Source organism: Robertmurraya massiliosenegalensis JC6 (assembly GCF_000311725.1).
Classification (GTDB): Bacteria; Bacillota; Bacilli; order Bacillales; family Cytobacillaceae; genus Robertmurraya; species Robertmurraya massiliosenegalensis.
On the sequence record NZ_HE978517.1, the window covers coordinates 186,330 to 203,260 of the forward strand.

Annotated in this window: 16 protein-coding genes and 1 pseudogene; 1 reads left to right on the top strand and 16 read right to left on the bottom strand. The window is 35.8% G+C overall.

Going from position 1 to position 16,931, the window contains the following annotated elements; all coding sequences use genetic code 11:
• Positions 1-661: 661 nt before the first annotated feature.
• The 16 genes from BMSHG_RS21830 to BMSHG_RS21910 form a co-directional block, all read right to left on the bottom strand.
• Complete coding sequence (locus BMSHG_RS21830; RefSeq protein WP_019156597.1) at positions 662-1,396, bottom strand: hypothetical protein; 735 nt, start codon at positions 1,394-1,396, stop codon at positions 662-664.
• Positions 1,397-2,302: 906 nt separating this feature from the next.
• Positions 2,303-2,944, bottom strand: a complete 642-nt coding sequence (locus tag BMSHG_RS21840; RefSeq protein WP_019156598.1) for a CadD family cadmium resistance transporter — start codon at positions 2,942-2,944, stop codon at positions 2,303-2,305.
• A 47-nt stretch (positions 2,945-2,991) separates the two neighbouring features.
• Positions 2,992-5,121 (bottom strand): heavy metal translocating P-type ATPase, encoded by a 2,130-nt coding sequence (locus BMSHG_RS21845; RefSeq protein ID WP_019156599.1) that lies wholly within the window; start codon positions 5,119-5,121, stop codon positions 2,992-2,994.
• Positions 5,114-5,482: an ArsR/SmtB family transcription factor gene (locus tag BMSHG_RS21850; RefSeq protein ID WP_019156600.1), complete on the bottom strand. Its 369-nt coding sequence runs from the start codon at positions 5,480-5,482 to the stop codon at positions 5,114-5,116. Before BMSHG_RS21850 ends, BMSHG_RS21845 begins: the two co-directional genes overlap by 8 nt.
• A 19-nt stretch (positions 5,483-5,501) precedes the next feature.
• Positions 5,502-6,110, bottom strand: a complete 609-nt coding sequence (locus BMSHG_RS21855) for a class I SAM-dependent methyltransferase (protein ID WP_019156601.1) — start codon at positions 6,108-6,110, stop codon at positions 5,502-5,504.
• Positions 6,111-6,349: 239 nt separating this feature from the next.
• Complete coding sequence (gene merA, locus BMSHG_RS21860) at positions 6,350-7,966, bottom strand: mercury(II) reductase (protein ID WP_217282435.1); 1,617 nt, start codon at positions 7,964-7,966, stop codon at positions 6,350-6,352.
• A gap of 56 nt (positions 7,967-8,022) precedes the next feature.
• On the bottom strand, positions 8,023-8,421 hold the full coding sequence (merR, locus tag BMSHG_RS21865; protein WP_019156603.1) for an Hg(II)-responsive transcriptional regulator: 399 nt from the start codon (positions 8,419-8,421) through the stop codon (positions 8,023-8,025).
• 122 nt (positions 8,422-8,543) lie between these two features.
• Positions 8,544-10,673: a heavy metal translocating P-type ATPase gene (locus BMSHG_RS21870; RefSeq protein WP_019156604.1), complete on the bottom strand. Its 2,130-nt coding sequence runs from the start codon at positions 10,671-10,673 to the stop codon at positions 8,544-8,546.
• Positions 10,666-11,034 (bottom strand): ArsR/SmtB family transcription factor, encoded by a 369-nt coding sequence (locus BMSHG_RS21875; protein WP_019156605.1) that lies wholly within the window; start codon positions 11,032-11,034, stop codon positions 10,666-10,668. The genes BMSHG_RS21870 and BMSHG_RS21875 overlap by 8 nt, the downstream gene beginning before the upstream one ends.
• Before the next feature lie 365 nt (positions 11,035-11,399).
• Positions 11,400-11,675: an iron-sulfur cluster assembly accessory protein gene (locus BMSHG_RS21880; RefSeq protein WP_019156606.1), complete on the bottom strand. Its 276-nt coding sequence runs from the start codon at positions 11,673-11,675 to the stop codon at positions 11,400-11,402.
• Between the two features lie 13 nt (positions 11,676-11,688).
• Entirely contained in the window at positions 11,689-12,117 is a 429-nt protein-coding gene (locus BMSHG_RS21885; protein WP_019156607.1) for a protein-tyrosine phosphatase family protein, read from the bottom strand.
• 29 nt (positions 12,118-12,146) lie between these two features.
• Positions 12,147-13,916, bottom strand: a complete 1,770-nt coding sequence (gene arsA, locus BMSHG_RS21890) for an arsenical pump-driving ATPase (RefSeq protein ID WP_019156608.1) — start codon at positions 13,914-13,916, stop codon at positions 12,147-12,149.
• Between the two features lie 19 nt (positions 13,917-13,935).
• Positions 13,936-14,298 (bottom strand): arsenite efflux transporter metallochaperone ArsD, encoded by a 363-nt coding sequence (gene arsD, locus BMSHG_RS21895; RefSeq protein ID WP_019156609.1) that lies wholly within the window; start codon positions 14,296-14,298, stop codon positions 13,936-13,938.
• Between the two features lie 90 nt (positions 14,299-14,388).
• Positions 14,389-14,808, bottom strand: a complete 420-nt coding sequence (arsC, locus tag BMSHG_RS21900) for an arsenate reductase (thioredoxin) (protein ID WP_019156610.1) — start codon at positions 14,806-14,808, stop codon at positions 14,389-14,391.
• 129 nt (positions 14,809-14,937) lie between these two features.
• On the bottom strand, positions 14,938-16,233 hold the full coding sequence (locus tag BMSHG_RS21905; RefSeq protein WP_019156611.1) for an arsenic transporter: 1,296 nt from the start codon (positions 16,231-16,233) through the stop codon (positions 14,938-14,940).
• A gap of 13 nt (positions 16,234-16,246) precedes the next feature.
• Positions 16,247-16,591 carry an ArsR/SmtB family transcription factor gene (locus BMSHG_RS21910; RefSeq protein ID WP_019156612.1) on the bottom strand — a complete coding sequence of 115 codons (345 nt, stop codon included), beginning with the start codon at positions 16,589-16,591 and terminating at the stop codon, positions 16,247-16,249.
• A 168-nt stretch (positions 16,592-16,759) separates the two neighbouring features.
• On the opposite strand from BMSHG_RS21910, the pseudogene BMSHG_RS29550 reads away from it, so the two are divergent.
• A pseudogene (locus BMSHG_RS29550) lies at positions 16,760-16,931 on the top strand (DDE-type integrase/transposase/recombinase); the annotation flags it as partial.

The window sequence follows — 16,931 nt, forward strand, 5'->3', positions numbered from 1 at the left end:
TTATCCTACTAAGAAAATATCGAGATTTTATGGAGAATCTTTATGATCAAACAGCGATTCTTTGCATCTCCACATACCATTACTGATATAGTCAAATTGATTAGAAATAATAATTCTAACTTCATCATTTATTGTCCTGCAAAAAAGTCCTTCCCCACCTTCCTCTTCCTCTCACTCTCCTCAAACCCTTGCGTCTCTAAGCCAAGACCCTCTTATCTCGCCTTTTTTCTTCCTTCCAATATGTTATATAGTTCTTCCCGAAAATGACCCTCCTTTTTCTGTTCTGGCTTGTATCGAATATTCGGACAATGTTAAAAAGTTCGTACCGATAATGGAGAAATGAATCAGGAGAAAAGACGGAAAACGAGGCCATTTTGAGACGGTTTTACGGTTGGGAAACACACTGAATAGAGATTGGAAATCCTACGGATTTTTGTCTTGGAGAAACGATTGAAACCTACATCGGACAAGGGATTGAAGGAATATTGGGCAAAAGAAAAGGACTGGATCATATTGAATCCGGCCCCGAATTGATATTGATTTTACGATTGATTATTGATTGATTACATATTGTCGCCTGCTCTTTTTTTCCTCACTCTTCCTTCCGCTATGGACACCAACTATTTAGCAGTAGGGACCGACTTTTTAGCATGGGGACCAACTATTTAGCAGGGAAACATCTGATAAATGGTTTACTGGAAATTTTTCTATGTAATGAATTTATATTGAATAAATTATTTTTTTGTTTGTAGTCATACTCATATTTTCGCCAACTATCCTTACTTCTGATTCTATGCTTTACGTCCCAAGTTTCCTCATTGTTAAAAAAGCGAGACACATAATCTGATGCAAAAGTAAGCAAATTCACTTGATATTTGTCCCATGTCTTTTTAATCCACTCTTCTACTTCCTCTGAGATATAGATATTTTCGAAATCCATTCTTGGATTACTTTGAATTCGATGATGGTCTTTGATAAAAAGGAAAAGCATTTCAGTCTGTTCTTTCAGAAAATGATTTTTCTTTATAAGGTGAGCGTAACAATCATACGAAGCACTGCGAAACTCTCTATCAGTGTTGTATAGATAGAATAAATCATCTTTTTTAAGGTAACTAACAATGGAACGATTCAGTTGCTTTTCATAATCGTCATAAATTCCAACTAACCATTCTTGAATATCAGATTCATATTGCCGAAGGGAATTTTTATACTTTTCAAGACGTTCTTCGTTTAACACTGTTTTTTCATCCAATTTTGAATCATCAAGGTATTGATTGAAATACTCAAATATATAGTTCATACACGTTTGCATGTTTTGAACTTTTGACTCAATATCAAATTCATTAATTCGATCTTCTTTTTTTCTTTTTGAAATGTATTCTTCAAGAGATAGCATCCATATACACATCCTAATTTATCTTCTTTTACCATTTCTCTATTTATTATACTAAATTCCCTTTCAAACCTTTATACCTAACCCATACACATCTACTATGTCCCCATCGAATAATTACGTTCCCAAGCCCCTCCTTCCTCCCATCACCCTCAATCTCTTATCTCCCAAGAGCTCACGCCCCTATCTCCCTGTTACTTAGTTGGAATTTTTCCAAATTCCCCATCAATCCCTTGTCCCCCATGGCTTCCGCCCTCTTTTCTCGACTTTTTCATCCCTCCATTATGTTATTAAGTTCTTCCCCAAAACCCCCATTTTCGCCCTCTTTTCTCCGCTCTGGCTTGTATCGAATATTCGGACAATGTTAAAAAGATGGTACCCAAAATGGAGGAGAAGAATCGGGAGAAAAGAAAGGAAATATAGCAATTGTAGGATGGTGTTACATTTAGGAAACAAACTGAATAGAGATTGGAAATCCTACGGATTTAGAAATTGAAAAGGTTATTGAAACCCTTATTGGACAAAGGATTAGTGGGTTATTGGAAATACAGAAAAAGACTGGACCCCCTATTGGATCCAGCCTGAGTTTTTATTGAGATTTTAATTAACTTTAAACGATTGTCTGCCTATTCTTGTTTTCCCCGCTCTTCCCTCTAATGTACCAACTTTTTAGCAGTAGGTACCGACTTTTTAGCAGAGGGAAAGGGAAAGTAACAGGGAGATATAATAGAAAAAAGAATCAAGAAGTAAGAAGGCTGGTATAAACTCAAACTCTTATTCTGTCAAAGTATCCTATAGTTAAGTACAATGATTCATAATGTATCATGTAGAATAAGATTATAGAAGCTCTATATCCATATCGTGGCAGCCTACAACAAACCAGCGAAACACTTTAAGTATCGCTAGTTTTTAATTAAATAAATCCAAGATAGCACCAAGGGTTCCTGTCTCCATCATAATGTATATTCCAAGGCCTACAAAAACAATCGGGATTAACCAACGGCCATATTTCTCAAGGGTTTCAGAGATATACCTAAACCTTGCTAAGCGATACCCAAGGAAACACCAGATTGCCACCATAACCAGGAACGTGATTAATGTAATAACTAATTCGTTAGTGTTTAAGGTAGAGAAAAACGGAACATAAATACCAATGTTGTCTCCACCGTTGGCAAACGTGATAAATGCCACACTCAGGGCAAATGTTTTAAACTTTCCCAAACCTGAAAGGATGGCACCTTCATCTTCATCTTCGCCTTCTATGAACAGTCTAATCCCTAAGTAAATTGGGATTAAGCCAAGCAATCCCACCCATTTATCAGGAATGAGCATAACGCCAAATGTCCCTAACAGACTGATTAAAACCAACAATGAAAATCCTAAATATTGCCCAACTACGATGTCCTTAGGAGAAACACCTTTTTCATGAATAGCACTCCTGCCATCGCTTGTTACTGTTTTCGCCTGTGAGAACAATAACATCAAAACGAAAATATCATCAATATTTGTTACTAGAAATGCTCCAATTGCATATATAATAGTTAAAATCATTTTAGTCATCTCCAGTTATTGTGAAGCCTGCCCAAGACTTCACAATACTATTCCTTTACCTTTAATAATCGTAAACTGTTCAGTGTTACAAGTAATGTTGCTCCCATATCGGCAAATATCGCTATCCATAGCGTTAACCAACCAGGCATCACTAACAGTAATGCCACAGCTTTAATCGCTAAAGAGAAAGTAATATTTTGCTTGATGATCGCCAAGGCCTTACGGCTTAATCTAATGGTGTAAGGCAATTTTCTTAAATCATCTGACATTAGGGCAATATCGGCAGTTTCTAATGCTGTATCCGTTCCAGCACCACCCATTGCTACACCAACGGTTGATGCTGCTAATGCAGGAGCATCGTTCACACCATCTCCAACCATTGCTACATTTTGATGTTTCCCACGAAGTTCTTTAATGAAATTCAGCTTATCTTCTGGAAGTAAGTCAGCTTTAATATCAGTAACCCCGACTTGTTTTCCAATGGCAGTTGCGGTTCTTTGATTATCACCTGTCAGCATTACTGTTTCGATTCCAATATTGTTCAATTTACCGATGACTTCTTTGGACGATTCCCTCATTTCATCAGCCACGGCAATGAATGAAAGTAATTCTTTTTCTGTTCCTAACACCATAACGGTTTTTCCTTGGGTCTGCATCTCAGCAATAGTTTGTTTTTTATCATGTTCAATGCTTCCGTGTAATTCCTCAAAAAGATTTGGGCTTCCTACATAATACATTTGGTTATTTACTTTTGCTTTAACACCTTTACCCGTAATAGATTGAAAATCATCGACTGAAGCATCATTGAATTTTAATCCATTTTCTTCTGCTTTTCGCATAATCGCTGAAGCAAGTGGATGCTGTGATCCTTTTTCAATAGCTGCTGTGATTAACAACAACTCATTTTGATTTCCACCAAAAGTTCGGATGTCGGTTACAGCAGGAAAACCTTTTGTTAATGTTCCTGTTTTATCAAAGGCAATCGCCTTTAAGTGTCCTGCTTCTTCTAAATAGATACCACCTTTAATTAAAACACCATTTTTCGCTGCATTCCCTATGGCTGTAACAACAGCAACAGGTGTTGAAACAACCAGGGCACAAGGACAACCTACCACTAATACAGCTAAACCTTGATAAACCCATTCGCTCCAATCACCGCCAAATAACGGAGGGATAACGGCAATTAAAAGAGCCAATATAACAATCGCTGGTGTATAATATTTCGCAAATTTATCGACAAACGCTTGAGAAGGTGCTCGCTCTGCTTGAGCTTCTTCTACAAGATGAATAATTTTTGAAAGAGTAGTATCTTCTACTCGTTTGGTTACTTTAACTTCTAATAATCCTTCTTCATTTAATGTTCCTGCAAAAACCTCATTATCAACTGTTTTGGTTACTGGAACACTTTCACCAGTAATGGCAGCCTGATTTAATGTAGATGTACCTTTAATAACAACTCCATCCATAGCTAATTTTTGACCAGGCTTAACAATCATAATATCGCCAACTTGAATATCTTCAACGTGGACCATCATTTCTTCATTTCCACGGCGAATTAACGCTTCTTTTGGAGCAATATCCATCAAAGATTCAATAGATTGGCGTGCCTTATCCATCGAATAACGTTCTAATGCTTCACTGATGGCAAATAGGATAACAACCGTTGCACCTTCACCCCATTCACCAATGATTGCAGCTCCTAAAATGGCAATGGTCATAAGCGTATTCATATCAAACTGTAATCTACTTAAATTTTTCAGACCTTTAATAAATAGCGAATACCCGCCAATTAAAATGGATGCTGCAAAACCAATCGTCGGAAGAATATGCTCCTCCCCGTATCGCTCTCCTAAAAACCAACTAATGATAAGCAAGATGGCTGAAATATACACTTTAATGTTTTCTTTTTGCTTCCAGAAAGGTTCATGCTTAACCTTTTGTTCTTTTTCATCTCTAATTTTTAAGTTTTCAAATGCTCCTGCTTTTTCTAGTTCCTCAATCGTTGTATTTCCTTTAACATACACTTTAGATGCACCAAAATTAACTTTTGCGTCCTCTACCCCAGCTAATCCTTTAACATTATTCTCAAAAATAGCTGCACAGTTTGTACAAGTAAATCCTTGAACACGATATGCTTTCATTTCTTGTTCAGATAGTTTTGCTTGTTGATCAGCCATTGACTTTCACCTCTTCCTGATGTGCTAACGCAATCATCATTATCTGCTTGATATGTTCGTCATCTAACGAATAAAATGCGAGTTTTCCTTCTTTTCTAAACTTCACAACCCCTTGCTTATAAAGAGTTCGTAAGTGATGGGAAGCATTGGCTACAGTAACCCCTACAATATTTGCTATATCACACACACATAGTTCGTCATCTTGACACAAGGCATAGGTGATTTTTGCCCTATTTTCATCAGCAATAGCTTTTAACATTTGGGCCAAACTAACAATATCAATTGTTTTTAAATCTCCTTGTATTCTATTTACCTTTTCTTCGTCATAACAGTAAATTTCACAAGTATCTCTTTTACTCATTTCATATTACTCCTCACTATTAATCGTTATTAGCATCATTTTTTAAGCACAGGAAAGACCCAATACCATTTGAAATAATCCTTTTTTGTTCTAAAATAACGAATCCTGTATCCCTAAGATGATCAGTAAACTCTTCCCATGTAAAATAGGCTTCTGGGGGATGATCTAATTTAAAATAGGTTGCAAAGAAGCGAGAGGCATCCTTATTCAAATCCTCAACTAAAAGTGTCCCTCCAGGCTTTAATACTCGATAGAGTTCGGTAATAGCATCTTTCCATTGGGGAATATGGTGTAAAATACCGAAAACAAACACAGCGTCAAATTTATTAGAAGACAATTGTGTTTCTAAAACATTACCTACAAAAAAATTCAACTCAGGATATTTTTGTTTTGCCTTTTTTATTTGTGAAGGCATTAAATCGAATCCTAAAAGTTCAGCAGGGGAAAATTGATTTATTAACTTCGTACTATATCCAGATCCGCAACCAGCATCTAATATTACTTTTCCCTCTAAAGAAAAATTGTGCTTGCCTAAAAACTCTTTAAAGGTTTTCAATTCAATGTTTTTTTGTAACCAACGTCTCATTGGATTATTCATAAGGAAAAATTCAAACTTATTTAACTTCAAACTATATCATCCCCTTTTTATTAGCTTTCCTTCGTTATACTTACGAGTATCTTTCTTATTCATATAAACATTCTACCATCATTCAAGTATTCACTTGAATATAATATACTCTTTTCTTCAGAAACATTCAAGTATATATTTGAATGATAAAACAAAAAAAGAAATTGGTTTTCCCAATTAAAAAAGGAGCAATCGTATTGACAGCTCCTCTTCTTGTATATGTATACCCGATTTTGAAATCAGCCTGCACAACAAGATAATTTCGATACATCTTTATCAAATGTAAGAGCAGCTAATTTTAATCCCTCTGCCATTGTTAAATATGGTGCAAGGTTTTCTTTTAAATTCTCAACTGTTAACCCAAATTTTACGGCTAATGTTGCTGCATATATCACATCTCCTGCATTTTCAGCTACGATATGAACCCCCAATACTTTTAATGTTTTCGCATCTACAACAAGTTTAAAAATACCTGTTGTTTCCCGATTTACTATCGCTCTTGGAACAGCATCTAAAGATAATACAGATGTTTTTACTTTATATCTTTGTTCTTTTGCTTGTTCTTCTGTTAACCCAACTGTTGCAATGGATGGATTTATAAATGTGACAGCAGGTATAACGGATAAATCTATTTTTTTATTTAACCCACCAATCGCATTATCAGCTACAACCCCTCCTTCATAGGCTGCTACATAGACAAATTGCGGACCTAATGTTACATCTCCTGCTGCATAAATCTTCTCATTATTTGTTTGAGCATAATCATTTATTAGGATCTCGTTCCTTTTTCCAACATTAACCCCTGCTGCACTTAAATTTAAAGAATCCGTATTTGGTTTTCTTCCTGTTGCAATAAGTAATTGTTCTGATTCCACGACTTTTTTCTTGCCATTTACCGTTATATAAACCTTTTTTACATCTCCAACTTGTTCTACACGCTCATAGGTAGCACCTGTCACAAGGTTTATACCTTGTTCTGTCAAAACCTTTTCTACGGCTTCTGAAATCTCTGGATCATATTCTTTTAAAAGACGCTCACTTCTTTGTATAAGCGTTACTTTTGAACCTAAATTATCGAACAGTTGTCCAAGTTCCAATCCGATATATCCTGAACCAATGACAGTTAACCGTTTAGGAACCTTTTTTAATTCTAGTAGGGTTGTACTTGTTAGATAATCCACTTTTTCAAGTCCCAGAATTGTTGGTATTGATGGTGAAGCACCTGTTGCGATTAAAAAGCGTTTTGCAGAAAGTTTCTGCTCATTTACCTCAACTGTGTTTTCATCAACAAATTTAGCTTCACCCTTTATTAAATCAAAGCCATATTCATCAATTAAATCTATATATTTTTGATTCCGAAGTTCGCTTACTAATTCATCCTTTTGATTCACTAAAGAGGCTAAATCAACTTCTCCATCAGAAGTTTGTAACCCTGTGAACGGATTTGCTTTTGTCAAACGTTTGATTTCTCCTGCTCTAAGAAGCGTTTTAGATGGTACACAGCCAATATTCACGCAAGTTCCACCAACAGTTCCACGTTCAATCATCCCCACTTTCGCCCCATATTCAGTTGATTTAATGGCAGCAGAAAAAGCTGCCCCACCTGAACCAATGATAAGTAAATCGTAATCACTTTTAATATCTAACTCGGTATCTTTCAGCTTCTGTGTTGAAATATCTTCTATGTCTTCTGGTTGATATTTTGCTTGTTTAATTGCCTGTCTTACATTTTCAGCATTAACATCATCTGGTATTTCAAATACCGATTCACCACGTCTAAAACTGGTTTCTATATTTAAAGCACCTATGTTGTTTAAAGCAGCATCAATATGTTGTTCACAGCCTGTACAGGTCATTCCGTTGATTTTAATCCGATATTTTTTCACCTTTTCTTCCTCCTCTATTTATAAAATCAATCAAAAATTAAAGATTCAATAATAGGACATTGATGTATTGCCTTTTGATCTGGGCATCGACTTTTTAAGTCCTTTAACATTGACTCAATACGCTTTAAATCTGCAATTTGTTCTTGAATTTCTAATTCTTTTTTTGATACAAATTCAAATATATTTTTGCAGCGAACTTCATCATTATCGACAACTCCAAGTAATTTATATATTTCACTTAATGAAAAGCCAAGATCTTGCAGTCTTTTGATAAATTTTACACGCTTAATATCATCATCTGAATATATCCGATAACCTGCATTCGTTCGGGAAGGTTCTTTTAATAATAATTTTTTTTCGTAATACCTAATTGTCTCTTTATTTACACCGGATTTTTCGGCAAACACACTAATTTGGTAACTCAAATTATTCACCCCTATAAACATAATAAACCGTGTACTAAGGTACACGGTCAAGTATAATATTAAAATTCTTTTCTTCAAGTATTCTGCCCGTTAACGTCTTGCTATCCCTTTTACATATGATTCTATTCTTTAACTTTTAGCAATCGCAAACTGTTTAATGTCACAAGTAATGTTGCACCCATATCTGCAAATATCGCTATCCATAGCGTTAACCAACCAGGCATAACTAACAATAATGCCACTAATTTAATCGCTAAAGAGAAGGTAATATTTTGCTTGATGATTACTAAAGCCTTACGACTTAACTTTATTGTATATGGCAATTTGCTTAAATCATCAGACATTAAGGCAATATCAGCCGTTTCTAATGCTGTATCTGTTCCAGCACCACCCATCGCTACACCAACAGTGGAAGCTGCAAGTGCTGGTGCATCATTCACACCATCCCCAACCATTGCTACACTTTGATGTTTTCCTCGAAGTTCTTTAATAAAATTCAACTTATCCTCTGGTAGCAAATCAGCTTTTATATCAGTAACTCCAACTTGTTTCCCAATTGCTGATGCAGTTCTTTTGTTATCCCCTGTCAACATTACCGTTTCAATTCCAATATTATTCAATTTACCAATGACTTCTTTTGATGTTTCCCTAATTTCATCGGCTACGGCGATTAACGAAAGAATCGCTTTCTCCGTTCCTAGTACCATCACGGTTTTTCCTTGGGTTTGCATTTCAGTAATCTTTTGTTTTCTATCACTTTCAATGCTTCCGTGTAATTCTTCAAAAAGTGCTGGACTTCCAACATAATACATTTCGTTATTTACCTTGGCTTTTACACCTTTACCTGTAATAGATTGGAAGTCTTCAACTATTACATCATTAAAGTCTAATCCCTTTTCTTCTGCTTTCCGCATAATAGCTGAAGCTAATGGATGTTGGGATCCTTTTTCAATCGCTGCTGTAATGGTTAACTGTTCATTTTCATTTCCACCATATATCATAATGTCTGTTACAGCAGGAATCCCTTTAGTTAATGTACCTGTTTTATCAAAAGCAATAGCCTTCAAATGCCCTGCTTCTTCTAAATGGATGCCACCTTTAATTAACACTCCATTTTTTGCTGCATTTCCTATTGCAGTTACAACCGCAACTGGAGTAGAAACAACCAAGGCACATGGACAACCAACTACTAATACAGCTAAACCTTGATAAACCCATTCGCTCCAATCTCCCCCAAATAACGGTGGAATAACCGCAATTAAAAGAGCCAAGATCACAATAACTGGTGTATAGTATTTCGCAAATTTATCGACGAACGCTTGAGAAGGTGCCCGTTCTGCTTGAGCTTCTTCTACCAAGTGAATGATTTTTGAAAGAGTGGTATCTTCTACTCGTTTTGTCACTTTAACTTCAAGTAACCCTTCTTCATTTAAGGTTCCCGCAAAAACTTCTTCATCTATCGTTTTCGTTACCGGAACACTTTCACCAGTAATAGCAGCCTGATTTAACGTGGACGTTCCTTTTATAACGATTCCATCCATTGCTAATTTTTGGCCAGGCTTTACAATCATGATGTCTCCAACTTGAATTTCATCAACATGAATCATCATTTCTTCATTTCCACGGCGAATCAATGCTTCTTTTGGAGCAATATCCATTAATGATTCAATTGATTGACGAGCTTTATCCATTGAATAACGCTCTAACGCTTCACTGATCGCAAATAAGATGACAACGGTTGCTCCTTCACCCCACTCACCAATAAGGGCAGCTCCTATAATCGCAATGGTCATTAGCGTATTCATATCAAAGAGTAATCTGCTTAGATTTTTAAGTCCTTTAATGAATAGCGAATACCCCCCAATTAAAATAGACGCTGCATAACCAATCGAAGGTAGTATATGCTCCTCACCATATTGCTCACCTAAGAACCAACTGACTACAAGCAAAATGGCAGATATATATACCTTAATGTTTTCTTTCTGTTTCCAGAATGGTTCACGCTCTACTTTTTGTTCTTTTTCATCCCGAATCTTTAAATTTTCAAACGCCCCTGCTTTTTCCAATTCCTCAATCGTTGTATTCCCTTGAACATAAACTTTAGATGCTCCAAAGTTTACTTTCGCATTCTGAACACCAGGAAGATCTTTTACATTATCTTCAAAAATGGCAGCACAGTTGGCACAAGTAAATCCTTGAACACGATAGGCTTTCAATTCTTGTTCATTTAGTTTTGCTGTTTGATCAGACATTGGTTTTCACCTCGTTTTTATGTGCTAACGCAATCATCATTATCTGTTTGATGTGGTCATCATCTAATGAATAAAATGCTAGTTTTCCCTCTTTTCTGAACTTAACAATCCCTTGCTTGTGGAGGGTACGTAAATGATGAGAAGCATTCGCTACAGTAACACCTACAATATTTGCTATATCGCACACACATAGTTCTTCATCTTGGCACAAAGCGTAGGTAATTTTTGCTCTATTTTCATCTGCAATAGCTTTTAGCATTTGGGATACACTAACAATGTCAATTGATTGTAAATCCCCTTGTATTCGATTTACCTTTTCTTCATCATAACAATAAATCTCACAGGTATCTTTTTTATTCATTTTTTCACTCCATTCTCATTCAAGTGTTTATTTGAATATAGTATACTCCTTTTACTCGCTAACATTCAAGTGGTTATTTGAATGAATGTAAAATTGAATTATGGTATCCGATTCTAATAACAATTTTTTTAATACAAAATAAAAGGTTATCACAAAATATCCGGATAACCTCTGTTATATTTTTCGTTATTTATGCAGTTGCACAGCTACAAACCTTACCTTATTGAGCTTCCTCACTATATTGGACCGGTGTCAAATTGATTCCGAATCTCCTCAGCAAGTGTCTCTAAGGATACTTAGCAAAATCTAAAATAAAAAGGAGTAATCAACTCATGAATGAGCTAACTACTCCTTTTTACCTTTTCCTAACAACAACCACTTGCACCTAATAATACTAAACCTTCACCGTTCTGATTTTCTTCTTTGTCTAAAGTTAGCTCCTCAGTTGTAGCAACCTGTGAATCAATTGCTACTTTAATACCATTAATAGTTTCAATTATATCAGTTTCAAGTGGTGCATCTAAAGATAACGCAAATTGTGGTCCGCAGCATCCAGCAACTGAATAAAGGCGTATACCTTCTGCACCATTTTCCGTTAATACATTTTCTAATAAGTGTTTCGCAGCATCTGTAATTTTCATTAAGGTTTCTCCCCTATCCATTTGGATAAATTCTTTTTAAAGCCTCTTTCATTTCTGGCTTCACATTAATTTTTGGTCTTGCTGCCTTAGCAATTTCTTCTGCTTCAGCAATTGTACTTGCTTTTTCTAAGGCTAATAATGTTCCGATTGCAACAGTACCAGTGCGATTACTTCCTCCTTGGCAATGGAAGTAAATATTCTTACCCTCGTTATATGCTTTTATTACATGATCAATAGATTTCTTAATAGATTCTTCTTGGTCTGCTGCATCATCAACAATAGGGCTATGAATACGGTTATAAACTACATCTTCTATCGGAGCCTCAGCTCTTAAATCAAATACAACATCTATTTTCTCATTCCCTAATAAATCATTTACATCGTCTGCACCACCGATGTAAATTCTATCCTTGATTAATTCATGATAATTCTTTGTTGTCATTATAGTACCTCCATCATTTTTCTACATCATTAATTTATATAGTCTTTTAGTTTCTCATACCCAATCTTTTCTTCATGCAACCAAGGTATAATCGCACAACTATCGGCTAAATGATTATTGACCTCACGAATCCACTCTTTTTCAGAAATTGCTTTCCCTCTTAACACAGGGTCTTTGGTATCAGTGGCAAATAGACTTTGATTAATAACCCACCATTTTGGGCTAATATTTGCTCTTCTTAAATCATCTTGTAATCGGGAGGCTTCAAATACAGGTGTAGCTTCAGCTAAGGTAACGATTACGACAGATGTTTCCTTGGAATCTCTAATCTTTGGAAGTAGTTTTGTTACACTTTCTGGCACTTCGCCAGTAGACCTAGCAATTTCCTTGCTATATGACTGTGCTGCATCTAATAAGAGTAATGTATGACCTGTAGGAGCTGTGTCAATGACGACAATCTCATTTTCAGATTTGGCAACTACTTCGGCAAATGCACGAAAGACTGCAATTTCCTCTGTACAAGGTGAGTTTAAATCTTCCTGTAAATAAGCCAGACCTTCCTCATCTAAATCCTTACCAGCAGTCGCCAACACTTCGGTTTTATATTTTTCTACTTCATCTTTAGGATTAATGCTGCTAATAGTTAGATTTTGATTTAATTGGTCGCTTTGAAATTGATACTGCAAGTGAGCTGCAGGATCAGTTGTCGTCAAATGAACTCGATGGCCCTGTTCCACCAAACCAACTGCAATGGCTGAAGCGACCGTTGTTTTTCCAACGCCCCCTTTACCCATAGTAAAAATTATTCTTGTATTAGTTGATGAGAAATCACTAATGACATCGTTTAGATTTGGTAGTCTTACTATCTCGTTCTCACTGTTTTCCTCTGATACTGGAATAACGTATTCTTTAAATAAATAACGTAAATTTTCAACCCCAGTTAGAGAATATGAAACAAACGGTAATGAATAGCTTACTGTCTGTTTTAGATTAGCTGGTATCTGCTTTAAAGCATTCCTTTGCCTTTGATAAAAAGCTGATGAAACTTCATCGTCTTTCATATAGTTCAGAAGCAGACCGTTAACAATAAGTATTTGATTTTTTATTCCAATCTCTTTGAGTTCTATTGATGCCCGGTCTGCTTCTATTAGAGATGATATATCAGGTCTTGTTACTAATATAAGTGTTGTTTTATTTGAATCCGAAAGAACATCAACAGTTTCCGAATATAAATTTTTCTTATCAGCAAGTCCTGATAAAGGACCTAAACAAGAAGCACCATGCGTACTTTCCTCTAAGAATCCGTTCCAGTCTGTTGGTAGTTGTAATAGACGTAACGTATGGCCCGTTGGTGCTGTATCAAAAATGATATGGTCATATTGGTTTATAATTTCTGTGTTTGTAAGTAAAGTTGTAAATTCATCAAATGCGGCAATCTCGACTGTACATGCTCCTGATAGTTGCTCTTCCATTGTAGCTACAACGGAATCTGGTAATATTCCACGGTATGGACCGACTACTTTTTCACGATATGCACTTGCTGATGCCTCGGGATCTAAATTACTGGCAAATAAATTTTCTACCGTTGGAACTGCTTTAGGCGAGTTTGTTAATTCAAAATCAAAAACATCCTGTAAATTAGATGCTGGGTCTGTACTAATTAGTAAAACTTTTTTTCCACTTTCCGCTAAAGCTACGGCTGTTGCACATGCAGTTGATGTTTTTCCAACTCCGCCTTTTCCAGTTAAAAATAAAAACTGTGTCTGCACAACATTTTGAGGTTTGAAAGATTGAAACATGTTTTTCACTTCTTTCTTTTCACTGTTTTTTTATGTTTAATGAAAGTCGGACTTTCGGTTTTTCAGTAAGCTCTTCAGCTTTTACCCCTAGCCATTCTGCAAGTTCTTCATTTGTTGGATAGGTTCCAACTTTAACAACTTGTTCATCTACTAAAACTACAGGTAACGCATCCGGTCCCTTTTCATGTAAAACACTATTCACTGACTGTGTTTTACCAAATTTATCAGGGTCATTTGTTAATTGATACCGTTTCACATCAAATCCTTTTTTCTCCAAAGAATATACCGCAGATGCTACTCTGGTTAGTTCTGGATCAACTGATGGACCACATACTCCTGTTGAACAACACATTGCTGGATCAAATATCTCGACTTTTTTCATCTAAAACCCTCCGATTAATATTAAATAAGCATATACTTATATTAGTCTTTAAAGAAAACCAAGAGATGGATCTCTTGGTATAAGGCTGTTTTATTCTCCAGTTTCAGCAAAACGCTTGATTCTTTCACCTATTTGGTCACGAACTCGTTGGAATACAGCCCATTTTTCCTCTTCACTTCCTTGAGCTTTTGCAGGGTCATCAAATCCCCAATGATCACGTTTTACATGTGGTGGTGTCATTGGACACTTATCAGCAGCATCTCCACATAAAGTAACGACAAATTCAGCATTGTTTAGGATCTCTGGGTCAATAATGTCAGATGTTTGATTTGAAATATCAATTTCTACTTCATTCATTGCTTTCACTGCATTGGGATTTAAGCCATGTGCCTCGATACCTGCACTCTTAACTTCCCACTCATCACCTAAATACTTCTTCCCCCAGCCTTCAGCCATTTGGCTTCTGCAAGAATTTCCAGTACATAAAAAATAGATTGTTTTTTTCTTCATTTTTTAATACCCCTTTTCAAGTAATAATTTAATCAGTAAATGTCTATTAATTTATTGTTATCTTTTTACTTTTTTGCATACCAATTTCACTTCTGCAATGATAGAATTTTTAGTCATGCTAATTCCCTTTTAAAAAAATAGTAATGTTATAAAAAGTCCTAGCAACGTAATAAACAAAATAGGAATCGTCAATACAATACCAGTTTTAAAATAGGTGCCCCATGAGATTTTAACTCCTTTTTGTGATAATACGTGGAGCCAAACCAATGTGGCCAGTGAACCGATTGGGGTAATTTTTGGCCCTAGGTCAGAGCCAATGATATTGGAATAAATAAGCGCATCTCGAAGAATTCCACTTGTATTTGTCTCTGCAATAGCCAATGCATCAATCATAACAGTTGGCATATTATTCATAACGGATGAAAGGAAAGCTGCTATAAAGCCCATAGAGATAGTTGCAATGAACAATCCCTGTTCGGATGCTACTTGAATGACATTTGCTAACGCACTTGTTAGCCCTGCATTTCCTAACCCATAAACAACTACATACATACCAATAGAGAAAAATACAATATTCCATGGTGCGCCTTTAATAACGGCCTTAGTATTCACTACCTCACTTCTTCTTGCCATCAATAAAAAGAAAATTGCGATGATCCCTGCCACAATGGAGACGGGGACATTAATAAATTCACTTGTAAAGTAACCAATTAATAGCAGTCCAAGAACATACCATGAAAGCCAGAACATTTTCATATCCTTAATGGCCTCTACAGGCTTTCTTAATTTAGTTAAATCATACGTCTTTGGAATACTTTTTCTAAAATAAATTAATAAGACAGAAATTGTTGCCAACAATGAAAAAATGTTCGGAATTACCATTCTAGAAGCGTATTCTACAAAACCTATTCCAAAGAAATCAGCAGAAACAATATTAACCAAGTTGCTTACTACAAATGGTAAGGAGGTAGTATCCGCAATAAATCCGCTCGCCATAATAAAAGGAAAGATCATTTTTTCTTTAAAATTCAAATTACGGACCATCGCTAATACGATCGGTGTTAATATTAGGGCCGCACCATCATTTGCAAAAAGCGCTGCAACTATTGCACCTAATATACTTACATATACAAACATTTTAATTCCGTGACCTTTAGCTAACCTTGCCATATGCAAAGCAGCCCACTCAAACAACCCAATTTCATCTAGAACTAGCGATATAAGAATGATTGCTACAAATGATAAAGTTGCATTCCATGTAATTCCTACAACTTCTGACACGTCGTTAAAATCTACAACACCTAATATTAATGCAAGGAGGGCTCCTCCACATGCTGTCCACCCAATATTCAAACCCTTTGGCTGCCAAATCACAAAAATCAATGTGACGATGAATAAGACAGCCGCTAATATTGCTGTTATCATATAAAAACCTCCATTAATCACAAGAGATGCGTAATCCCTGTTCTTCTAATTCTTCCAATTTAGAGTCTTGGCTAGGAAGTAGCTGTATAATGTTCTGAACCAATGGATAGTATTGATTTTCTTTATTCAACGAATAAACAATCCATTTCCCTTTTCTTATTTCCTTTACAACCCCTAAGTCCTTCAGTTTTCGTAAATGTTGGCTAATCGCTGGCTGACTTGTGTGAAAAATCTCCACAAATTCACAAACACAACAATCATGTGAGTCCAAGATTTTTACCATAGTTAGCCGAGTCTGATCACCCAATAACTTTAGGATAGTAGAGGCAACGCTTATTTCAACAGTTGAGATTTGCATAGATTCACCCCCATACCACAATACGTATTGTCAAAACTTTTATAAGAAATAGGCTATAAAATACCTTGTTGGAGGGCTTTATAAGCAAAAAAATTGCCACCCCCTGAAATTTAGGTAATAGTGAGGTTACCACACGACACTAGAATCCTAAATAAAGGAAGTGACAATTTGTACCCTCAAATTATAACCTATTTATTATCTTTTATAAACTTTCAAGAACAATTAATTCGAACATTACTTACCCTATTAATCGGTAAAAGTATGTTTGATAAGCCAACAGAACAGCCGGTGAATAAACCTTATCAAAAACTTCAGGTAGATGATCTTCCAATCATTGAGG